This is a genomic window from Pectobacterium sp. F1-1 (genome assembly GCF_025643735.1).
Classification (GTDB): domain Bacteria; phylum Pseudomonadota; class Gammaproteobacteria; order Enterobacterales; family Enterobacteriaceae; genus Pectobacterium; species Pectobacterium colocasium.
The window spans coordinates 2,700,333-2,717,413 of record NZ_CP104733.1; the positions used below are offsets into that span (position 1 = coordinate 2,700,333).

18 protein-coding genes and 1 pseudogene are annotated in these 17,081 nt (G+C 48.6%); 13 read left to right on the forward strand and 6 right to left on the reverse strand.

Annotated elements, in window-relative coordinates; translation table 11 throughout:
- Window positions 1–16: 16 nt before the first annotated feature.
- A complete protein-coding gene (locus NAL19_RS11815) occupies window positions 17–1,210 on the reverse strand; it encodes an IS4 family transposase (protein ID WP_225085167.1) in 1,194 nt (397 codons plus the stop codon).
- A gap of 41 nt (window positions 1,211–1,251) precedes the next feature.
- Here NAL19_RS11815 and NAL19_RS21845 point away from each other — a divergent pair, with 41 nt between their 5' ends.
- The 12 genes from NAL19_RS21845 (at window position 1,252) to NAL19_RS11870 (ending at window position 10,320) form a co-directional block, all read left to right on the forward strand.
- Window positions 1,252–1,452: a hypothetical protein gene (locus NAL19_RS21845; RefSeq protein ID WP_411561431.1), complete on the forward strand. Its 201-nt coding sequence runs from the start codon at window positions 1,252–1,254 to the stop codon at window positions 1,450–1,452.
- The gene (locus tag NAL19_RS11820; RefSeq protein ID WP_225084875.1) at window positions 1,452–1,955 is read left to right on the forward strand and encodes a contact-dependent growth inhibition system immunity protein; all 504 of its coding nucleotides are present in this window, start codon (window positions 1,452–1,454) and stop codon (window positions 1,953–1,955) included. Before NAL19_RS21845 ends, NAL19_RS11820 begins: the two co-directional genes overlap by 1 nt.
- A gap of 103 nt (window positions 1,956–2,058) precedes the next feature.
- On the forward strand, window positions 2,059–2,415 hold the full coding sequence (locus tag NAL19_RS11825; RefSeq protein ID WP_263057436.1) for a hypothetical protein: 357 nt from the start codon (window positions 2,059–2,061) through the stop codon (window positions 2,413–2,415).
- Entirely contained in the window at window positions 2,412–2,702 is a 291-nt protein-coding gene (locus NAL19_RS11830) for a hypothetical protein (protein ID WP_225084878.1), read from the forward strand. Before NAL19_RS11825 ends, NAL19_RS11830 begins: the two co-directional genes overlap by 4 nt.
- Window positions 2,703–3,231: 529 nt before the next feature.
- Window positions 3,232–3,597 carry a hypothetical protein gene (locus NAL19_RS11835; protein WP_263057437.1) on the forward strand — a complete coding sequence of 122 codons (366 nt, stop codon included), beginning with the start codon at window positions 3,232–3,234 and terminating at the stop codon, window positions 3,595–3,597.
- Between the two features lie 61 nt (window positions 3,598–3,658).
- Window positions 3,659–4,213, forward strand: coding sequence for a hypothetical protein (locus NAL19_RS11840; protein ID WP_263057438.1), 555 nt, complete (start codon window positions 3,659–3,661; stop codon window positions 4,211–4,213).
- A 314-nt stretch (window positions 4,214–4,527) separates the two neighbouring features.
- Window positions 4,528–6,243 carry a VENN motif pre-toxin domain-containing protein gene (locus tag NAL19_RS11845; protein WP_263057439.1) on the forward strand — a complete coding sequence of 572 codons (1,716 nt, stop codon included), beginning with the start codon at window positions 4,528–4,530 and terminating at the stop codon, window positions 6,241–6,243.
- Window positions 6,244–6,255: 12 nt separating this feature from the next.
- Window positions 6,256–6,738: a hypothetical protein gene (locus tag NAL19_RS11850; RefSeq protein ID WP_225084872.1), complete on the forward strand. Its 483-nt coding sequence runs from the start codon at window positions 6,256–6,258 to the stop codon at window positions 6,736–6,738.
- A gap of 144 nt (window positions 6,739–6,882) precedes the next feature.
- Complete coding sequence (locus NAL19_RS11855; protein ID WP_263057440.1) at window positions 6,883–7,437, forward strand: hypothetical protein; 555 nt, start codon at window positions 6,883–6,885, stop codon at window positions 7,435–7,437.
- 54 nt (window positions 7,438–7,491) lie between these two features.
- On the forward strand, window positions 7,492–9,159 hold the full coding sequence (locus NAL19_RS11860; RefSeq protein WP_263057441.1) for a VENN motif pre-toxin domain-containing protein: 1,668 nt from the start codon (window positions 7,492–7,494) through the stop codon (window positions 9,157–9,159).
- A gap of 2 nt (window positions 9,160–9,161) precedes the next feature.
- Entirely contained in the window at window positions 9,162–9,713 is a 552-nt protein-coding gene (locus tag NAL19_RS11865; RefSeq protein ID WP_263057442.1) for an immunity 42 family protein, read from the forward strand.
- 52 nt (window positions 9,714–9,765) lie between these two features.
- On the forward strand, window positions 9,766–10,320 hold the full coding sequence (locus tag NAL19_RS11870; protein ID WP_263057443.1) for a hypothetical protein: 555 nt from the start codon (window positions 9,766–9,768) through the stop codon (window positions 10,318–10,320).
- Between the two features lie 92 nt (window positions 10,321–10,412).
- Here NAL19_RS11870 and pspC read toward each other — a convergent pair whose 3' ends face one another.
- The 3 genes from pspC to pspA all read right to left on the reverse strand — a co-directional run bounded on the left by pspC (window position 10,413) and on the right by pspA (window position 11,755).
- Entirely contained in the window at window positions 10,413–10,778 is a 366-nt protein-coding gene (pspC, locus tag NAL19_RS11875) for an envelope stress response membrane protein PspC (protein WP_225084884.1), read from the reverse strand.
- A complete protein-coding gene (gene pspB, locus NAL19_RS11880) occupies window positions 10,778–11,002 on the reverse strand; it encodes an envelope stress response membrane protein PspB (protein WP_010276759.1) in 225 nt (74 codons plus the stop codon). Before pspB ends, pspC begins: the two co-directional genes overlap by 1 nt.
- An 84-nt stretch (window positions 11,003–11,086) precedes the next feature.
- Complete coding sequence (gene pspA / locus NAL19_RS11885; protein WP_263057444.1) at window positions 11,087–11,755, reverse strand: phage shock protein PspA; 669 nt, start codon at window positions 11,753–11,755, stop codon at window positions 11,087–11,089.
- A gap of 225 nt (window positions 11,756–11,980) precedes the next feature.
- On the opposite strand from pspA, the gene pspF reads away from it, so the two are divergent.
- Entirely contained in the window at window positions 11,981–12,970 is a 990-nt protein-coding gene (pspF, locus tag NAL19_RS11890; protein ID WP_263057445.1) for a phage shock protein operon transcriptional activator, read from the forward strand.
- Between the two features lie 165 nt (window positions 12,971–13,135).
- Here the strand turns inward: pspF and NAL19_RS11895 are convergent, their stop codons facing one another.
- Both NAL19_RS11895 and NAL19_RS11900 read right to left on the reverse strand, forming a co-directional pair.
- Complete coding sequence (locus NAL19_RS11895) at window positions 13,136–14,653, reverse strand: cellulase family glycosylhydrolase (protein ID WP_225084886.1); 1,518 nt, start codon at window positions 14,651–14,653, stop codon at window positions 13,136–13,138.
- A gap of 297 nt (window positions 14,654–14,950) precedes the next feature.
- Window positions 14,951–16,730: pseudogene (locus NAL19_RS11900) on the reverse strand (2-isopropylmalate synthase).
- Window positions 16,731–17,081 lie beyond the last annotated feature (351 nt).

A 17,081-nucleotide genomic window follows, 5' to 3' on the forward strand; every position in this document is an offset into this window, starting at 1 on the left:
CCCCACAAAATCATCGCTAATAAACCAGCACCATGCTTCGGTAGGTGCTGGTGAGTTGGGCTAAAATACTCTCCAGTTTCACCCGCCCGATTATTCGCGGTGAATGCCGCAGTACATTTTCCGCCAGTGTCAAAAACGATATCACTCTTCGACTTTTAAGGCTGTTCGCTTGATAATGAAGATGAAGTCCTTTATTTTCAAAATGATATCCTAATAACCAGAGTACAATGGATGCCAGTGTCGCCAGCAGACTCAGCACCCAAAGCCGCTCACCTGTTTTGCTTCCACAGGCGCGTAAGCCAAAGCCAAATCTCTCACTCTTTTCATCCCGAAAGTTTTGTTCAATCTGCATGCGTCTGCTGTAGAGCTTCATGATTTCACGGGGCTTAAATTCCTCTGTGCTGGTAAATATCAGCCACGGCTCTTTGGCTGAGGCTCGTTGCTCTTTTTCTGTTGTGGGATGGCTCGGTTTCCCTTTGCGACGTTGGCTTTTTCGGCCTTTCGGCGTTTTTTTATAAAGATAAAAATATCCGTTGCATTGCGCTTTTTTTGAACGCGCCAGCGTACCTATTCCCAGATATTCCGCAGATGCCGTTTCCTTGCAGTCTTTCACGCTCAGCCAGTTTTCTTTGTCATGATGAAGGCAAAATTTTACGTTTCCCCGGATGCGGCCAATAAAGTCCCACCCCAGTGATTTGATACGCCGAAACCATTCACTCTGGAAGCCCGCGTCGGTGATAATGATGACTTTCGTTTGCGGAGCGATGGCACTGGCAAGCGCGTCAAGAAAGGCATTCTGTATCAGAACATTGTTTTGCTTTTTCGACGGAACAATCTGGCTTATCAAGGGGATAGCACGACCATCACAGACAAGGCTGGCACGCAGGACATGAAATTCCTGAGAGGGATAGCCACTCCAGTCAACGGCAATAGCACACCACGGCATGTTTTTGGTCATCATGGACGTAATCTGATTAAATATTTTCGGAATATCGTTATAAAGCGCAGAATTTCCCAAAAGGCGGTCAACCCGTTTTATTTTATCTTTCACACGAGCCGCACCGGGCAAATGGCGCCCGATACTGGTGAGCGAAAGCGTCGCACCGTTTATCAACGCAGTGGTTGAGTCAATGAGCGCGTTTTGTCGGTATTGATGCGTTGAAGCTAAAGCGTTATGGAAAAAAGTCTGGCATACTTTACGGACAGGCATAGGGTGATCTCATTGAATTTTTTGGCGAAAATCAGTAGATCATAAAACTCTATGCCTGTCTTGTTTTCTGGGGATTCGTCAGCCTTTCAGGTCAGGAGCTGAATTCAACGATGATCGCGCAGAGAGAGATACGTCTGGCAGTTCCTGCGAACACAACGAAGACACAGTGGACTGAAATTAACCGTGCGATTGAATACGGTAAGAGTCAGGGTGTAAAAATTACTGTAACACAGGTGAAATAATGGACTTTAATAGCAATCAAGATTATTGGAGCTGCGTTTTTAGCACGGATAAATTTTTGAGCATTGAAACCTATTCTGGTCTGGGAAGAATCGCTATAGATCCATTGTTCCCACCCCATCTACTCGAACCAGGAGCAGATGATAAAGAAATTGGTGAATCCGTACTAAAAGCTCTGGCTAATAGTCGTACTTTAAACAATGTCGAGGAGAGAATTAAATTTTTCGACATAAATAGAAGTAAAGAAAAATACGCAAGTTGGGTTGCGAATTTGATGGAAAACTATCAATATAAAACTAAGCGATCTCTATTCAGCAATATGAAAAAGTGCGGCATTCACTTGAAAGATGAGATCATAACGATTCGTCCCAGCTATCATGAAAAACTTGAAGCTTGGAGTGGTGAGCGAATCCCCGAGACTGATTACGTCATACTCACTACAAATAGCCCAGTAGAGGATATTGGTGCGGGTTTGCGATTGGCATTAAGTCGTTGTACTGGATAACATATTTCCTCCGAGGTTGCCCTTGGAGGAAATAACAGTCTGTTTTTAAATAAAATTATTCTTAATGAGTAATGAAAATTAACACGTTCTCTCTTCAAAAGCCTTGCTGAAAGAGCTGGCGACGCAAGGTATCAAACATACACCCGCAGATATTGTCAGTGTCGCGAAGGATGCAAGCGGGAGAATCATTTTCCTTGAAAAAGGAAACGCTAAAGCAGGTCTGCAGCACATTATTAATGAGCATGGTAGCCAGTTCGCGCAAATAGGCATCACAGAAGCAAAGATCCCTGAAGTGGTCATGAATGCGGTTACAAAAGGAAAATTGGTCGGTTACCAGGGCTCTGGTACAGGCCGACCAATCTACGAAACTATTATAAATGGTCAAAAGTACAATGTTGCTGTAACCGTTGGTAATAATGGTTATGTTGTAGGTGCGAACCTGAGAGGAGCAGTGAAATGAAAAAAATAAAGCTCATGGCAGACTATCAATGTCACCCATTGTGGGGAACAACACCTGATGATTTTGGCGATATTGCTCCTGATGAATTGCCAATCTCAGTACAACTAATAGAATCACTCCGCCAATGGGCAGAGCAGTATGATAATACACTGAACATGGATGATCCGGCATCTTCAGGATTTAGTAATGCTGAGGAAGAAGCCGAATTTAAACGTCAGGGAGATATTCTTTCTCAGCGTTTACGGGATGAGCTTGGCAGCGAATACGAGATCATCTATCACCAATAGTATTCATTAAAAAACACAAACGATACTCAGTAAAATAAATTACTGAGTATCGTTTATTAGTGGATTACCATTTACATTCATTATTTCAGGGTGGGTGTGTTTTCCAAATAATGATTTCTTCACTCCACTGGCATAGAATACCCATTTATCATAGATTCGTATTATAGACAACACCGAGCAAACCAGCATTACCAGACAGTTAATGGCAAACGTGCTGGAGGCCTTATTCGCGCCAGTGAATGTGTATTACAAAACATTAAGGATCGTGGCATGTCGAAAGCAAATATACCTGTTTGGTAACCACTCACTTTATTCCCGAAGCAGGCAGTGGCTGGCATCCGATGCACAGTAGTATCTGATTTTAAAAAATTAATACTACAATGGCTAGCCAGTATGAACACATTGAACTGGAACTGGACACCCGAATTTGGCACCTTGTTAGCTGATTTACGATGGACAAACAAGGTCGTATAGCCGTTATGATTACTAACTGTTTTGGTAAAATTAAAGAAGGACGGAGACTGCCTAAATGATAAATGATCTCTTTTTTGAGATAATGAAGAATAATTTCATCTCTGTGTTGAAGAAAAAAAGCACATCGGCTATCGAAATGGATGACTTGTCGATTGACTACAATGGGCAGCTGAATGAACAATTTCTCAAGCAACTAACTTTGCTAAAAGTTCATACTGACTTGCTAAACAAAGCCAGTGCTGAAAATGATGAACTGGCAATGCAATCAGCTTTATTGAAGTTAAGAAGCCACGCAATGACCCTCTCAAGTTTCTTCGAATCCATAGCTGAAGACAGTGAGATGTTATTGAAAATAGATAGCTGGCCTGCAATCCCTGAAGGTTATCAATTACCAGATCATTATGATTTATCAGGGAAATAATATCTAAATCCGCGAATATGTTATGATAAGGCAAGGACGCCTTGTTAATAAGGAGCATAGCGTGAAAAATATCTTAAAAGTTACATTTGCTATTCTTGCATCTTTTAGTTCTGCCTGTTCCATAATGCCAAATAATGATTTCTTTGTCCCCCCTCCTCAAGACGCTGATTCACCATGGGTACGCATCGTAGATAACACAGAACAGACAAGTATCTATCAGACGTTAAACGGCAAACGCACTGGCGGTCTTATTCGTTCCCGCGAATGGGTATTACAAAACACTCAGGATCGCGGGATGCCAAAAGTATCCGGAGAGAAATACGATATTGACTACTACGAAACACCGGTCGTTCCCGGCGTGGAAACCGCTATTGAAAATGTGTACGTCGAAAGTAAATACACCTGCCTGATCACCACCCGCTTTGTTCCGGAAAAAGGCAAAAAGTATGAATTCCGGTTGGAGACCGATACGCTGCATTATCAATGCCGTGCGGTTGCCAGTGAAATCGTGCAGGACAGCAAGGGTCAATGGCAGCGCCTACCACTGCAAAACGTGCGCTACAGCGCGAAAGAAGGAAATGGCTGGCACCCGATGCACAGCGGGATCAGAGGATAGATATTGTCAATGCTTGCCTGCGTGACTTGTTAACACACACACAACTCAATGGCGCCGAGTTTGAGGTATCGCACAGCAGCGTCGGTATCAGCACTGGCGGGCTGGGCGCGTAGGATCTGGCGGCCAATGGCCTGGGAGCGGATGGCAGCGATGGGAAGGCTTTCGGCACCACGTATGCGGCCGTTTCTCCAGGATCGCTGATTATCCGCGATCAGGCGAACCAGCAGCAGGATGTTAGTGAGTTAAGTCGCGATGTCGAGCACGCTAACCAGAGCATCAGCCCAATCTTCGATAAAGCGAAGGAACAGCAGCGTTTGAACCAGCTGCGCCTGATTAGCGACGTTGTTAACCAGGGCGTGGATATCACCCTCAGCCAGGGCCAAATTATGGCAAACAACGCGGGAATTAAAGCGGCTGGTGAGTGGGATGAGACCAAGGAGACACGTCAGGAGTACTGGGCTCGTGTACAAAATACCGCCGCGTATAAGGACATCAACGATCAATATAAAGCGGGTGGTGAGCTTAATAAAGGCATTCGTGCCGCAGCGGCAGCCATCACGGCGCTAGCGGGTGGTGATCCACTGAAAGCGCTGGCACAGGGTGCTGCACCTTATCTGTCCAGCACAGTGCGCGATTTGACTCTGCAGAATAGCGACAATCCAACTGCCGCGCAGATCGCGGCAAATGCCATCGGTCACGCTATCGTTGGCGGCGTGGTGGCTGAGCTTTCCGGTTCCAACGCCACTGCTGGGGCAGTGGGTGCAGCAGGTGGTGAGCTGGCCGCACGAGCGATCGTCGACTATCTCTATCCAAACAGAACGGTTGAGTCACTGACTGATGATGAACGGGCGAAAGTCAGTAATCTGGCGTCTCTGGCTGCCACCATGGCGGCAGGCCTAGCGAGCGATTCTTCGGCAGGCGCGGTGGCAGGACATGACGCGGGTAAAAATGCCGTTGATTATAATCTGCTGTCAAATAAGTACGGCGTTGAAAAACTGAGTAAAGAAGGCCGCGCGCTGTATGAAAAACTAAAAGCCGCCGGTATCGGTGGCATGGATGAACTACAGGAACGCTTTGCTGCCTGTGGTTCTAATGGTAAATGCCAGACCGAGATCCGCAATGAGTACCGTAAACGGGAAAAAGAAGCGGGTGAAAAGCTGGTCGCGATGTATCAATCTGGAGCAATAACGGCTGATGAGTTCGGCTATCTCGTAACCGATTATGCCAGAACGATGATGCGTGGTGCGCAACAGGGACAGCTAAATTCTGATTACTCTGGATTCATCGGTGACATCTATACACAGACGGGCATTGACTGGACACCGATGGGCGTCGCTGGCAATCCTTATGTCGCCGCCATTAAGGGCAGTGAACAACTTGCCGAATGGAAAGCGCAGGGACTGAGCGATGAGAAAATCCGTGAGCTGGCGCTGAAAAACGATATCATTACCTCAGCGATGACGCCTGTTGATATCAATGGGATCCTCAGCTTATACGATAATGGTGCATCAGCGCAGGAAGTTGTAAAATTTGCTGCTGGCATGGCGTTCAATAAAGTCATACAAAAAACGCAGTCAGGCAACAAAGGGACGTCGGGTACCATTGGTACTCCTGTGACGACAGCTAAAAATCCGCTAAGTCCCGTTCAGCAACGTGATGTTCATGGCAATGAAATTGTTTATCGGACGATGTCACCTGAGCAATTCAGGCAGTTTGAAAGAACAGGTGTGATGCCAGCGACCACTGAAACATCCGTTTCTCCAGTGCTATCATACTCTTCTAAGTACGATGGTATAACAGTGAAAATCACTGTTAAGTCAGGCACTTTCTCCGAACTGGAAAAAATTGGTATTGCCGCAAACAGTGCTGCAGCTAAAGAATTGCCCAATATGTCCACCCAAACGGGTAAATGGATGGAAACCAATACTCGCTTCAAGGTTGAAGGAGGACAGATGACGACACAACTTGGACAAGGCAAAGGAATGGAGATTTTTAATAAAAACATCGTCCATTTTGAACAGGTTAAATAACAGGAAAGCATTATGCTGTTAAATCTTGAAAACTCGAAATACCCTATGAAAATTGTCTATCTTCTTTCAGAAGAACTCAAAGGGGACCCTGATCAAGTGGCTTTAACGCAGGCTCTGACTCTCGATCCATCAAGACCAGCCATGGGCCTGAAGGGAGCCAATGGTCTTTTTGGCTCATCCGAGTGGTGGAGTAGCATTGAACAGGGAAAAATGCGTTTACTGCACCGATCTGGCACGATCACAAGAACCTATGTGGCAGGACAAGATCCCTCTCCAGTAGATAACTGTTTCAGTTTGCGGCTGGATGATGGCTCTGTCATTGAAGAAAGCATTTATAGCCATATCGATGATGAAGATAAAAAACTGTTCCGCCCGGGAGCCAGGGTGGATATCGTTTATGCACTTGATGAACTTAAGAGAACATCAGCCAATGGCGATAAATGCTATTCTGATATCGTGCTGGAAATAGCGATTTCTTTACAACCCATTAAATGATAACGAAATACGCTAATTAAAATAATGACGCCTTTATAATATTGCACTCCCCACCTCTGGTGGGGAGCTGTTAGTCTTAAAAAACTGAGCGCAGCGTTACTGTAAAATACTCATTACCTTTCAAACCCATTAGGAATGAAACAAGTGAAAAAGTTACTGCGAAATAATCTGGCAATGATAGTACTCCTCTCTTCAGGCTGCTCTATTATGCCAAACAACTCTTTTTTCATTCCGCCCCATGAAACCAATGACTCCCCGTGGGTACGTATCGTAGATAACACCGAACAGACGAGTATTTACCAGACGTTAAACGGCAAACGCACTGGCGGTCTTATTCGTTCCAGTGAATGGGTTTTACAGAATACCCAGGATCGTGGAATGCCAAAAATATCCGGAGAGAAATACGATATTGACTACTACGAAACACCCTTAGTACCTGGTCTTGAAACCGCAATTATCAACGTTTATGTTGAAAGCAAATACACCTGCCTTATTACCACCCGCTTTATTCCGGAAAAAGGCAAAAAATATGAATTCCAGTTGGAGACCGATACGCTACATTATCAATGTCGTGCGATTGCCAGCGAAATCGTGCAGGACAGCAAGGGTCAATGGCAGCGCATACCACTGCAAAACGTACGCTATAGCGCGAAAGAAGGAAATGGCTGGCATCCGATGCACAGCGGGATCAGGGGATAGATATTGTCACTGTTTGCCTGCGTGACTTGTTAACACACACAACTCGATGGCGCCGTGATTGAGGTATCGCACAGCAGCGTCGGTATCAGTACGGGCAGGCTGGGCGCGGATGGCAGCGATGGGAAGGCTTCCGGCACCACCTATGCCGCTTTCTCACCAGGGTCGCTGATTATTCGCGATCAGGCCAATCAGCAGCAGGATGTTAGTGAGCTAAGTCGCGATGTCGAGCACGCTAACCAGAGCATCAGCCCCATCTTCGATAAAGCGAAGGAACAGCAGCGCCTAAGCCGATTGCGATTGATTGGTGATGTTGTGAATCAGGGCGTGGATATCACCCTCACCCAGGGCCAGATTATGGCCAACAACGCGGGCATTAACGCGGCGGGTAAATGGGATGAAACGAAAGAAACACGCAAAGAATACTGGGATCGCGTGCAAAGTACCGCTGCGTACAAAGACATCAGCGAACAGTATAAAGCCGGTGGCGATCTGGATAAGGGCATTCGTGCCGCCGCTTCTGCCATTACCGCGTTGGCGGGTGGCGATCCACTAAAAGCGCTGGCTCAGGGCGCGGCACCTTATATGGCGGGTGTGGTTAAAGACATGAAGGTGGGGTTTGATGACAATCCTACCGCCGGACAAATTGCGGCGAACGCAATTGGTCACGCCGTGCTGGGTGGTGTGATTGCTGAACTCTCCGGAGGTAACGCCACTGCGGGTGCGGTGGGCGCAGCAACGGGTGAGTTGGCGGCGCGTGCAATTAAAGACTATCTCTACCCCGACACTGACATCGCCCATTTATCCAACGGTGATAAAGATAAGATCAGCAATCTGGCCTCGCTGGCGGCAATACTGGCAGGCAGCGTAGCAAGTGACTCTTCTGCTGGTGCCGTCAGCGGACATGATGCGGGTAAGAATGCGGTTGATAATAACTATCTGACCGTAAGGCAGATCGATGACTGGGTCGCTGAGGTCAAATCCTGTCAGGCTAAGGGGGGTGATTGCGGCCCTATTATGAAAAAATATCAGCAGCTCAGCATTGTACAGCAGGAGCAACTGGTTAATGATTGTGCCAACGACCCGGACAGTTGCCAGACAAAATACGGTAGTGTGCTCGCGAATAGCATGGCGGTTAAGGAAGCACTCAATCGCGCAATGGGCGAAGATATTCCCTGGGCAATGAGTTATGACCTTTCGGCGATTTGGGCACAACAGATCGACGTTGATGGTGTGGTGGCAAGCAACCACGTATCAGAAGTTATCATGGCAAGGTGGGGGCTTAACCGCGAGCAGGCAGATATTGTTGCCAGCATTGCGGCCAGCGCTATAGGTGGCGTTGGTAAAGCGAGTGGAGGAAAAGGCTCTAAAGCGAATACAGTCAAGGGAAGTAGTGGGAGTGCACTTCCAACAGCCACTCCCTCCACAGCACAAAATGGGTTGAGCTATAAATCAAACCCTAAACATACTGCGGGCCAACAAGGTTACAGCTTCAAAGCGGGAACAGAACCCAGGAACTCACTTGATCTGTTTGGCTCATCAATTGAGAGTGGTAAAAAACGTTATGCTAAAGATGCTGATGGCAACGTACATCAGTTTACTAACACGAATGATGGAACATGGCACTGGTCAGGCAGCACCGGCGATAAATCTGCGCCATTGAATAAAAATACGATACCATCAGACGTTAAAAAGCAGCTTAACTTACCGAAAAAAGGGTGGTAATCATGATATTCGGTGACCCAAATACCTTCGCTATTCTGATGGAGCCTGTACCCGTCTGGAGTGAAGATGCTGGTTATACTAATGGCCTTTTTCATTTTATCATCAATGGAAAGCTGTTCCCTGATAATGCAAGTGTGGCTACGCTTGATGGTGATATCAGTTGCCTGTCTGAGGATAACGCTCTCGTTACCGCTACTGAGGACAAGGAGTTGTTCATGGCTGATAAACATATTGCATTTACAGCCATGCTAAATAAAATGTTGCCTGAATTAATGAATCCTGATGCAAATATTCCGGATGATTTTGTCACAGATTATCGCTATCAGGCATCGACTTATAACCTGGAAAACAATATGTGTTATGTTTTCGCCGTTAGTCACAACAGCAAATTACGTATCCTTGCGGCAAAAACTAGCTACTTATTGGGGAATGATAGTGACGGATATCAATGGGAGAATTTCATGACATTGGATGTACAGGAAATCATACTCCCCTGTGATGAAGTACAGAAAATTATTTTTTCCACAAGAAATTTTTATAAAGAGATAATCTAGAAGATACACTCCCGACCCTGGTCGGGATTGCTAATAATAAGCGAAAAATATTATGAAATTTACGCTTTATCGCATTTCTGTGCTTGTAGTATTTTCTCAAACAAGTTGCGCACTTATGCCGAATAACTATTTTTATTCGCCACCTTCGCTAGCTGCTGATTCACCATGGGTACGCATCGTAGATAACACAGAACAGACAAGTATCTATCAGACGTTAAACGGCAAACGCACTGGCGGTCTTATTCGTTCCAGCGAATGGGTATTACAAAACACTCAGGATCGCGGGATGCCAAAAGTATCCGGAGAGAAATACGATATTGACTACTACGAAACACCGGTCGTTCCCGGCGTGGAAACCGCTATTGAAAATGTGTACGTCGAAAGTAAATACACCTGCCTGATCACCACCCGCTTTGTTCCGGAAAAAGGCAAAAAGTATGAATTCCGGTTGGAGACCGATACGCTGCATTATCAATGTCGTGCGATTGCCAGCGAAATCGTGCAGGACAGCAATGGTCAATGGCAGCGCATACCACTGCAAAACGTGCACTACAGCGCGAAAGAAGGAAATGGCTGGCATCCGATGCACAGTGGGATCGGATCATAGAGATTGCAGCGAAAAAGCAGCGCGACATTATCCACTTTCGACCCCAGTCGTACGGTGGATAACGTCAGCGAAAGCGTATGACCGATGACAAATTACAGGTGACGAAAGCGGTTCTGAACGCCAAACGTCTCTGAGGTGACATAGCGCTCAATGTTACGCAGGCGCTGTTCGCTGGCCTGCAATGTCGCGTCCGCCTCATTCAGCAGTTGGCTGGGCGTTCGGGTCACCTTTTCATCCTCCCCCACCATTCCCGCCGGAGCCGGATCGAGCATAAAGGTCAGAATGATATAAGCCACGATGGTGAAAAAGAACAGGCCGAAAAACATCGACAGCACCACGATTATCCGCAGGAGTTTCACCGGCACATCAAAATAACGCGCTAAACCAGCACAAACCCCTTTCAGCATGCCCTCTTCCGGTATGCGGTATAACGTTTTACCTGACCACGTATTTTTCATTACGATTTTCTCCAGTCCGGGTGTTCTGCATCCAGAATATCTTCCAGCGCTCTGATACGCTCACGCATGCGGTTGGACTCTTCCGTTAAGCGTGTCAGACGTTGCATATCATTTTGTCCCAGTTGAGCACTGTTTTTACGCTGGCTGTAATGTAGCCAAAGCCATATCGGTGCCACAAACAACATGAAAATGGTCAACGGAATGGCAAGAAACAACGCACTCATTGTGTCTCCTTAGTTATTATTCACACGCTGGTGGCTGCCGTTTTCTCACGACAGCCATCCGATGGCATCTATGCTTTATTCGTCTTATTGCTCTGCTGGCTTAACTTTAGCTTTAAGCGCCGCCAGCTGCGCGCTGATTTCATCGTCCGCTTTCAGCTCGGCAAACTGCTGATCCAACGATTTTTGTTTCCCTAGCCCGTGGCTTTCGGCTTCTGCTTCCATCGTGTCGATGCGGCGCTCGAACTGATCGAAGCGCGCCATGGCTTCATCCAGCTTACCGCTGTCCAACTGGCGGCGCACATCACGCGACGATGCCGCAGCCTGATGACGCAGCGTCAGCGCCTGCTGGCGAGCACGCGTTTCGCTTAATTTGTTTTCTAGTTCGCCGATTTCACGCTTCATACGCTCCAGCGTTTCATCCACACTTTCGGCTTCATGCTGCAACACCGCAATCAGGTCGGTCAGCTTTTGCTTCTCAATCAGCGCGGCACGAGCCAGATCGTCTTTATCTTTACGCAGCGCCAGTTCCGCTTTTTCCTGCCATTGATCTTGCTGACCGTGAGCTTGTTCAATGCGGCGGGCAATCTGTTTCTTTTCTGCCAACGCCCGCGCCGAGGTCGAACGCACTTCAACCAACGTATCTTCCATTTCCTGAATCATCAGCCGCACCAATTTCTGCGGATCTTCAGCTTTATCCAGCAATGAATTGATGTTGGCGTTCACGATGTCGGCAAAACGAGAAAAAATACCCATAATTACATCCTCTTCATGATTTCCAGCGTCTGATTACGCCTGATTTATCACCGAGGCTGACCAAGCCAGCCGCGATCTCCCTATAGGTATATCAATAAGCATGCCAACTTTTAATTTATTTTAACTAACTGAAAATAAAGAAATAGATAATTTTGACTATTTTTCTCTTTTCGTTAGATTAGTCAAATACGCTAACAGTTAGTAAAAATAAAACGGTGGAACATCATGCTTCAGGAAAAAGAGAATCTGCTGGGCGAAGCCAACAGTTTTTTGGAGGTACTGGAACAGGTGTCGCAACTGGCGCAACTTAATAAGCCCGTGCTGGTAATCGGCGAGCGCGGTACGGGTAAAGAGCTGATTGCCAGCCGCCTGCACTACCTTTCTCCGCGTTGGCAAGGGCCGTTCGTTTCTCTCAACTGTGCAGCACTCAACGAGAACCTGCTTGATTCCGAGCTATTTGGTCATGAAGCCGGTGCGTTTACCGGCGCGCAGAAGCGTCATCTGGGACGCTTCGAGCGCGCCGACGGTGGAACGCTGTTTTTGGATGAGCTCGCCACCGCACCGATGCTGGTGCAGGAAAAACTACTGCGAGTGATCGAATACGGCATGCTGGAGCGCGTCGGCGGCAGAGATCAACTACAGGTAGATGTGCGACTGGTGTGCGCGACCAATGACGATTTGCCTGCGCTTGCCGCGAGCGGTAAGTTCCGTGCGGACCTGCTCGACCGTCTGGCTTTTGACGTTGTGCAACTTCCGCCACTGCGCGAACGCCAGCAGGACATCATGCTGCTGGCCGATCACTTCGCAATTCAGATGTGTCGCGAATTGCATTTGCCGCTGTTTCCCGGTTTTACGCCCGCCGCGCGCGACACACTGCTGAATTACGGCTGGCCGGGCAATATTCGTGAGCTGAAAAACGTGGTTGAACGTTCAGTGTACCGCCACGGCGACAGCGAACAGCCTCTTGATGCCATCATTCTGAATCCCTTCCGCCGCACTCCCGCCGTTCAGGATATTTCCTCACAGGCGACAATCGGCCTGCCGGATTTACCGCTGGAGATGAAACCGTGGCTGTTGGAACAAGAGAGAAGCTTGATCGAACGGGCATTGAATCAGGCAAAATTTAACCAGCGTAAGGCCGCTGAACTGCTGGGATTAACCTACCACCAACTGCGTGGATTGCTTAAGAAACACGATATTGTGGTGAATGAATGAAGTCTGGAAAGAAAAGGCGGGCGAATTCACGCCCGCAGAGTAAGTCATGCCGATCTTTTAAGCATCGAGATATACGGGGCGACCACAGGTGTGAGGCCTCCCTGTGCTTCCCCTAATACCAGGCTTAAGTGACCGTATTACGATTAATACGTTAACAGCACACGGTTACGGCTCCACGCCCCATACCAGCGTACCTTTATCGTGCACGGTGATCTTATCCCAGTTCGTGTAGCTCGTAACGTTAGCACCGTATGAATAGTCATTTGTTTCATTCACGTTGCTCCAGTCACCGGCGTGGATACGCACCTGTACTTCACCGGTTTCTGCGCCAGGCTGAAGAGAGCCGGCTCCGCTGCTGAAGGTCACCAGAACGTAGCGGTTAGCCTTATCAGTGCTGGCGGCAGGGGTACCTGTGCTGGTCACGATGTTTTGCGGACCGACGTTCGCCCAGTCAACAAAGAGGTTCGCACCAGGTTTGCCATCATCATGGAAGTAGTAGCGCACTTGCAGATCGCTCAGTTTGATCGGCGTACTTCCGGTATTTTTGATGTTGACAGCCATACGAATCGCATCATCAGAAGGGTTGTTATCCACATTACGATATTGCAGTACGATGTCGCCCGTGGTTCCACTACCTGGATTAGTCGGTTCCGTTGGCGTAGTCGGCGTATCGCCGCCGCTTAGGTTCGCCGCCGCACGAATCTGCTCTCTGACAAATTTCCCTGACGTTGAGAGATTTTGCTCCGTCCAACCGCCTGATTTGCTCGCTCCCGGCGCCAGCGCAGCGGAGGCCTCGGCTTTGTCGGTAAGCGACCAATTCACCCAGCTCACACCGCGGTTATTCAGGAAATCGATCCAGGTCTGCGATTCAGGCAGGAACGGTCCGCCCCCACCGGATGCATCGCTGGTGCCCCACTCGCTGACAAAAATCGCCGCGCCGCGGCTTTGTGCATAGTCAATGCGGTCGCGCAGGAACTGCCCGTGCGTGCCCGCATAGAAATGCAGCGCGTACAGCGTATTCGGATCGGGCAACTGATTATCCGCCGCGTCATGAATATCCTGACTCCAGGTGCCCGTACCGACGATAATGAGGTTATCGGGATCTTTGCTACGGATGGTGTCAGTCACTTCCAGCGCATAAGGTCGAATCTGCCCGTTCCATGTTACGCCGCCGTTGGGTTCATTGGCGATTTCATAAATCACGTTCGGCGAATTACCATACAGCCCTGCCATTTCGGCAAAGAAGGTTTTTGCCTGTGCTTTATAAATATTAGGATCGTTGTCTGACAAGATATGCCAGTCGATGATGATGTAAACGCCGAGGCTTTGTGCCGCCGCAACGGCCTCTTTTACCTTATTGGCAAGGGAAGGATTAGCGATATAGCCACCGTCTGCCGTATACATCGCCACACGGAATACGTTAATCCCCCAGTCGTCACGCAGCCATTTCATCGAGTCCTTGTTGACATAATCACCAAACCACTGCAAACCGTGCGAACTCACTCCTCGCAGTTGCACCCTTTTTCCCTGTTCATCCACCAGTTGTCCATTTTCAATGGACAACTGACCATGCGTTTCCACCGGCGTGGCGGATAATGCTGAGAAACTGAGCGACATGCCCAGTGCTGCGGTTACTACACCTAACGTCAATTTCCTGACGAGTTGATTCCTTCTGATCCACATATTCCTTATCTCCATTGTGAACACCCATGATCTTGGGTATAGGCATGATAAGGGAGATTTTCGTTCCCGCAAACAATTTAAGAAATATCCCAATGATATTGATTTTATTAATTATTCACAAAAAAAATAGTAAGCATATAATGTTGTTGCCCTTGCCAAAATATGCGCAGCTCATTTTCGTCATCCGCCGTTGCTTCATATCCGAACCGGAATGAAGAACGCGCGGCCTTAAGCGCGCGCGTCCAGAAAGATAACGTGCTTACCATCCTGATTGCAGTGACGTGGCCTTAGCGCGTTTTATCTCCCAGCGATATCCCCGACCGCCGGAAATCTGGCTGCGGCGCTCAGTACCGCCAGCACCGAAGCCGTGATGATGTTCGGATGTCGCCCAACACCGAAGCGCGATCCCGGTACACCGGGCCATGCGGCTTCAACAATGGCTAACGCGACGGCATCCGCCCCTGCTCCCAGACTGCGCTCCTCATAGCTGTCGATACGCAGCGGTAACCCCAGCGCGTCCACCGTAGCGGAAATCGGGCCATTTCCCTTTCCCCGATAGTTTTGTGGCGAACCGTTGGCATCAATGAGTTCCAAATCAATCGCCTGCCCTTCGGGATGGTCTGACAGGTGATGTGTACGGTAGATAAAACCCGGTTGTTCAAGAACCGGAGAGAGGTAAGTCTGTTGGAAAACCTCCCAGATGTTCTCGCTGCTCAGTTCGGTTTCACTGGTTTCCGCCAGTGACTGAACGATAGCACTGAACTCCACTTGCATACGACGTGGCATAACAATGCCATGATCGCGTTGCAGCAGAAAAGCGATGCCGCCCTTACCAGACTGGCTGTTAACACGCACGATACTGTCATAGGTGCGCCCCAGATCCTGAGGATCGATAGGCAAGTAGGGTACGCGCCACGGTGCGTCTGAATGCTGTGCGGCAAACCCCTTGGCGATAGCGTCCTGATGCGAACCGGAGAATGCCGTGAAAACCAGGTCACCGACATAGGGATGACGCGGATGGATAGGCAGCGCGGTACAATCCTCAGTCACGCGAGCCACAGCGGCAATATCAGAGAAGTCCAGGCCGGGTGAGATGCCCTGGGTGTACAGGTTTAACGCCATCGTGACCAGATCAAGATTGCCACTGCGCTCGCCATTTCCAAACAGGCAACCTTCGACCCGCTGAGCACCTGCCAGCAACGCCAGTTCCGCACAGGCGATGCCGGTGCCGCGATCATTGTGTGGATGAACGGACAGCACGATGTGCTCGCGCCGCGCCAGACGCTGGTGCATCCATTCGATCTGGTCCGCGAAAACATTGGGCGTCGAGACTTCTACCGTTGTTGGCAAATTAATGATCATCGGGCGCTGCGGTCCCGCATCCCAGGCTCTGATGGCAGCGTTGCAGAGCAGAAGGGAAATATCCAGTTCGGCCATGCAAAAAGTCTCGGGAGAATACTGGAGAACCCACTGCGTTTGGGGATGCTCTGCCGTTAACTGTTTCAGCAGCGCAATATGATGCTCGACCATCTCGACGATCTGCGCCACGCTCATACCGAACACGATCTCACGCCAGGCTGGGGCAATAGCATTGTAAAAATGAACAATCACTCGTCGCGCGCCAGCCACACTGCGTACCGTTTCTTTCACCAGATCATCACGCAGTTGGGTAATGACCATTGGCGTCACGTCCTCAGGTATCAGGTCGGCATCAATTAAATAGCTTTGCATAATAGCGCTACACTCGCTGAAGACGGCATCCCGTCAGCACTGGCCTCGCACGATGAGAAGTGAAGCATCAATGTGCGAAGTTATTTAAGTGGCGCACGATTTCAAAATCGGTGCGTGATGCAGAGGGAAATCCAACTTCAATCTCCTTAAAACCGATACGCACCAATTCCTGAAACAGATGCAGCTTACGTTCACGGTTCATGGGTTCGAAGAGCGCCTGATTGCCATCACGCAGATCCGTAGAGAGCCAGACAGGAGCGCACGTCAAAGTACGTGACGGCCATTGGCGGTCGGCCAAATCAACAGGGGGAAAGGGGCGATACTTTTGCGAAGGATCGGTCAACATAACAATCTCCAGGGAATCAATAGAACCTGATCCCCGGACTCAAGAAAAGCGGACCGGCGTCGGGGTCAGGAAGAAGCAGGATGGTGCATGATGCGAACGTATGCATACCGACCCCGACCGAGAGACAATCGTCGTAACGAACAGGAATAATGGCTGGACGGCAGCATGTACGAGAGACTCAAGGTTGTCATTACACGTCCATATTAGGTTTGCACAATTCGTCCATCTACATGAAAATAGACATTCAATTGTTTGTTTTGGACAAAGTGAATCGATATGGGTTTTTCTTCCCCCGGAGACGGTGGACACGCGCTTGACTTAAACGCGGCCGAAGCTTCAGAGCTGCCTGTC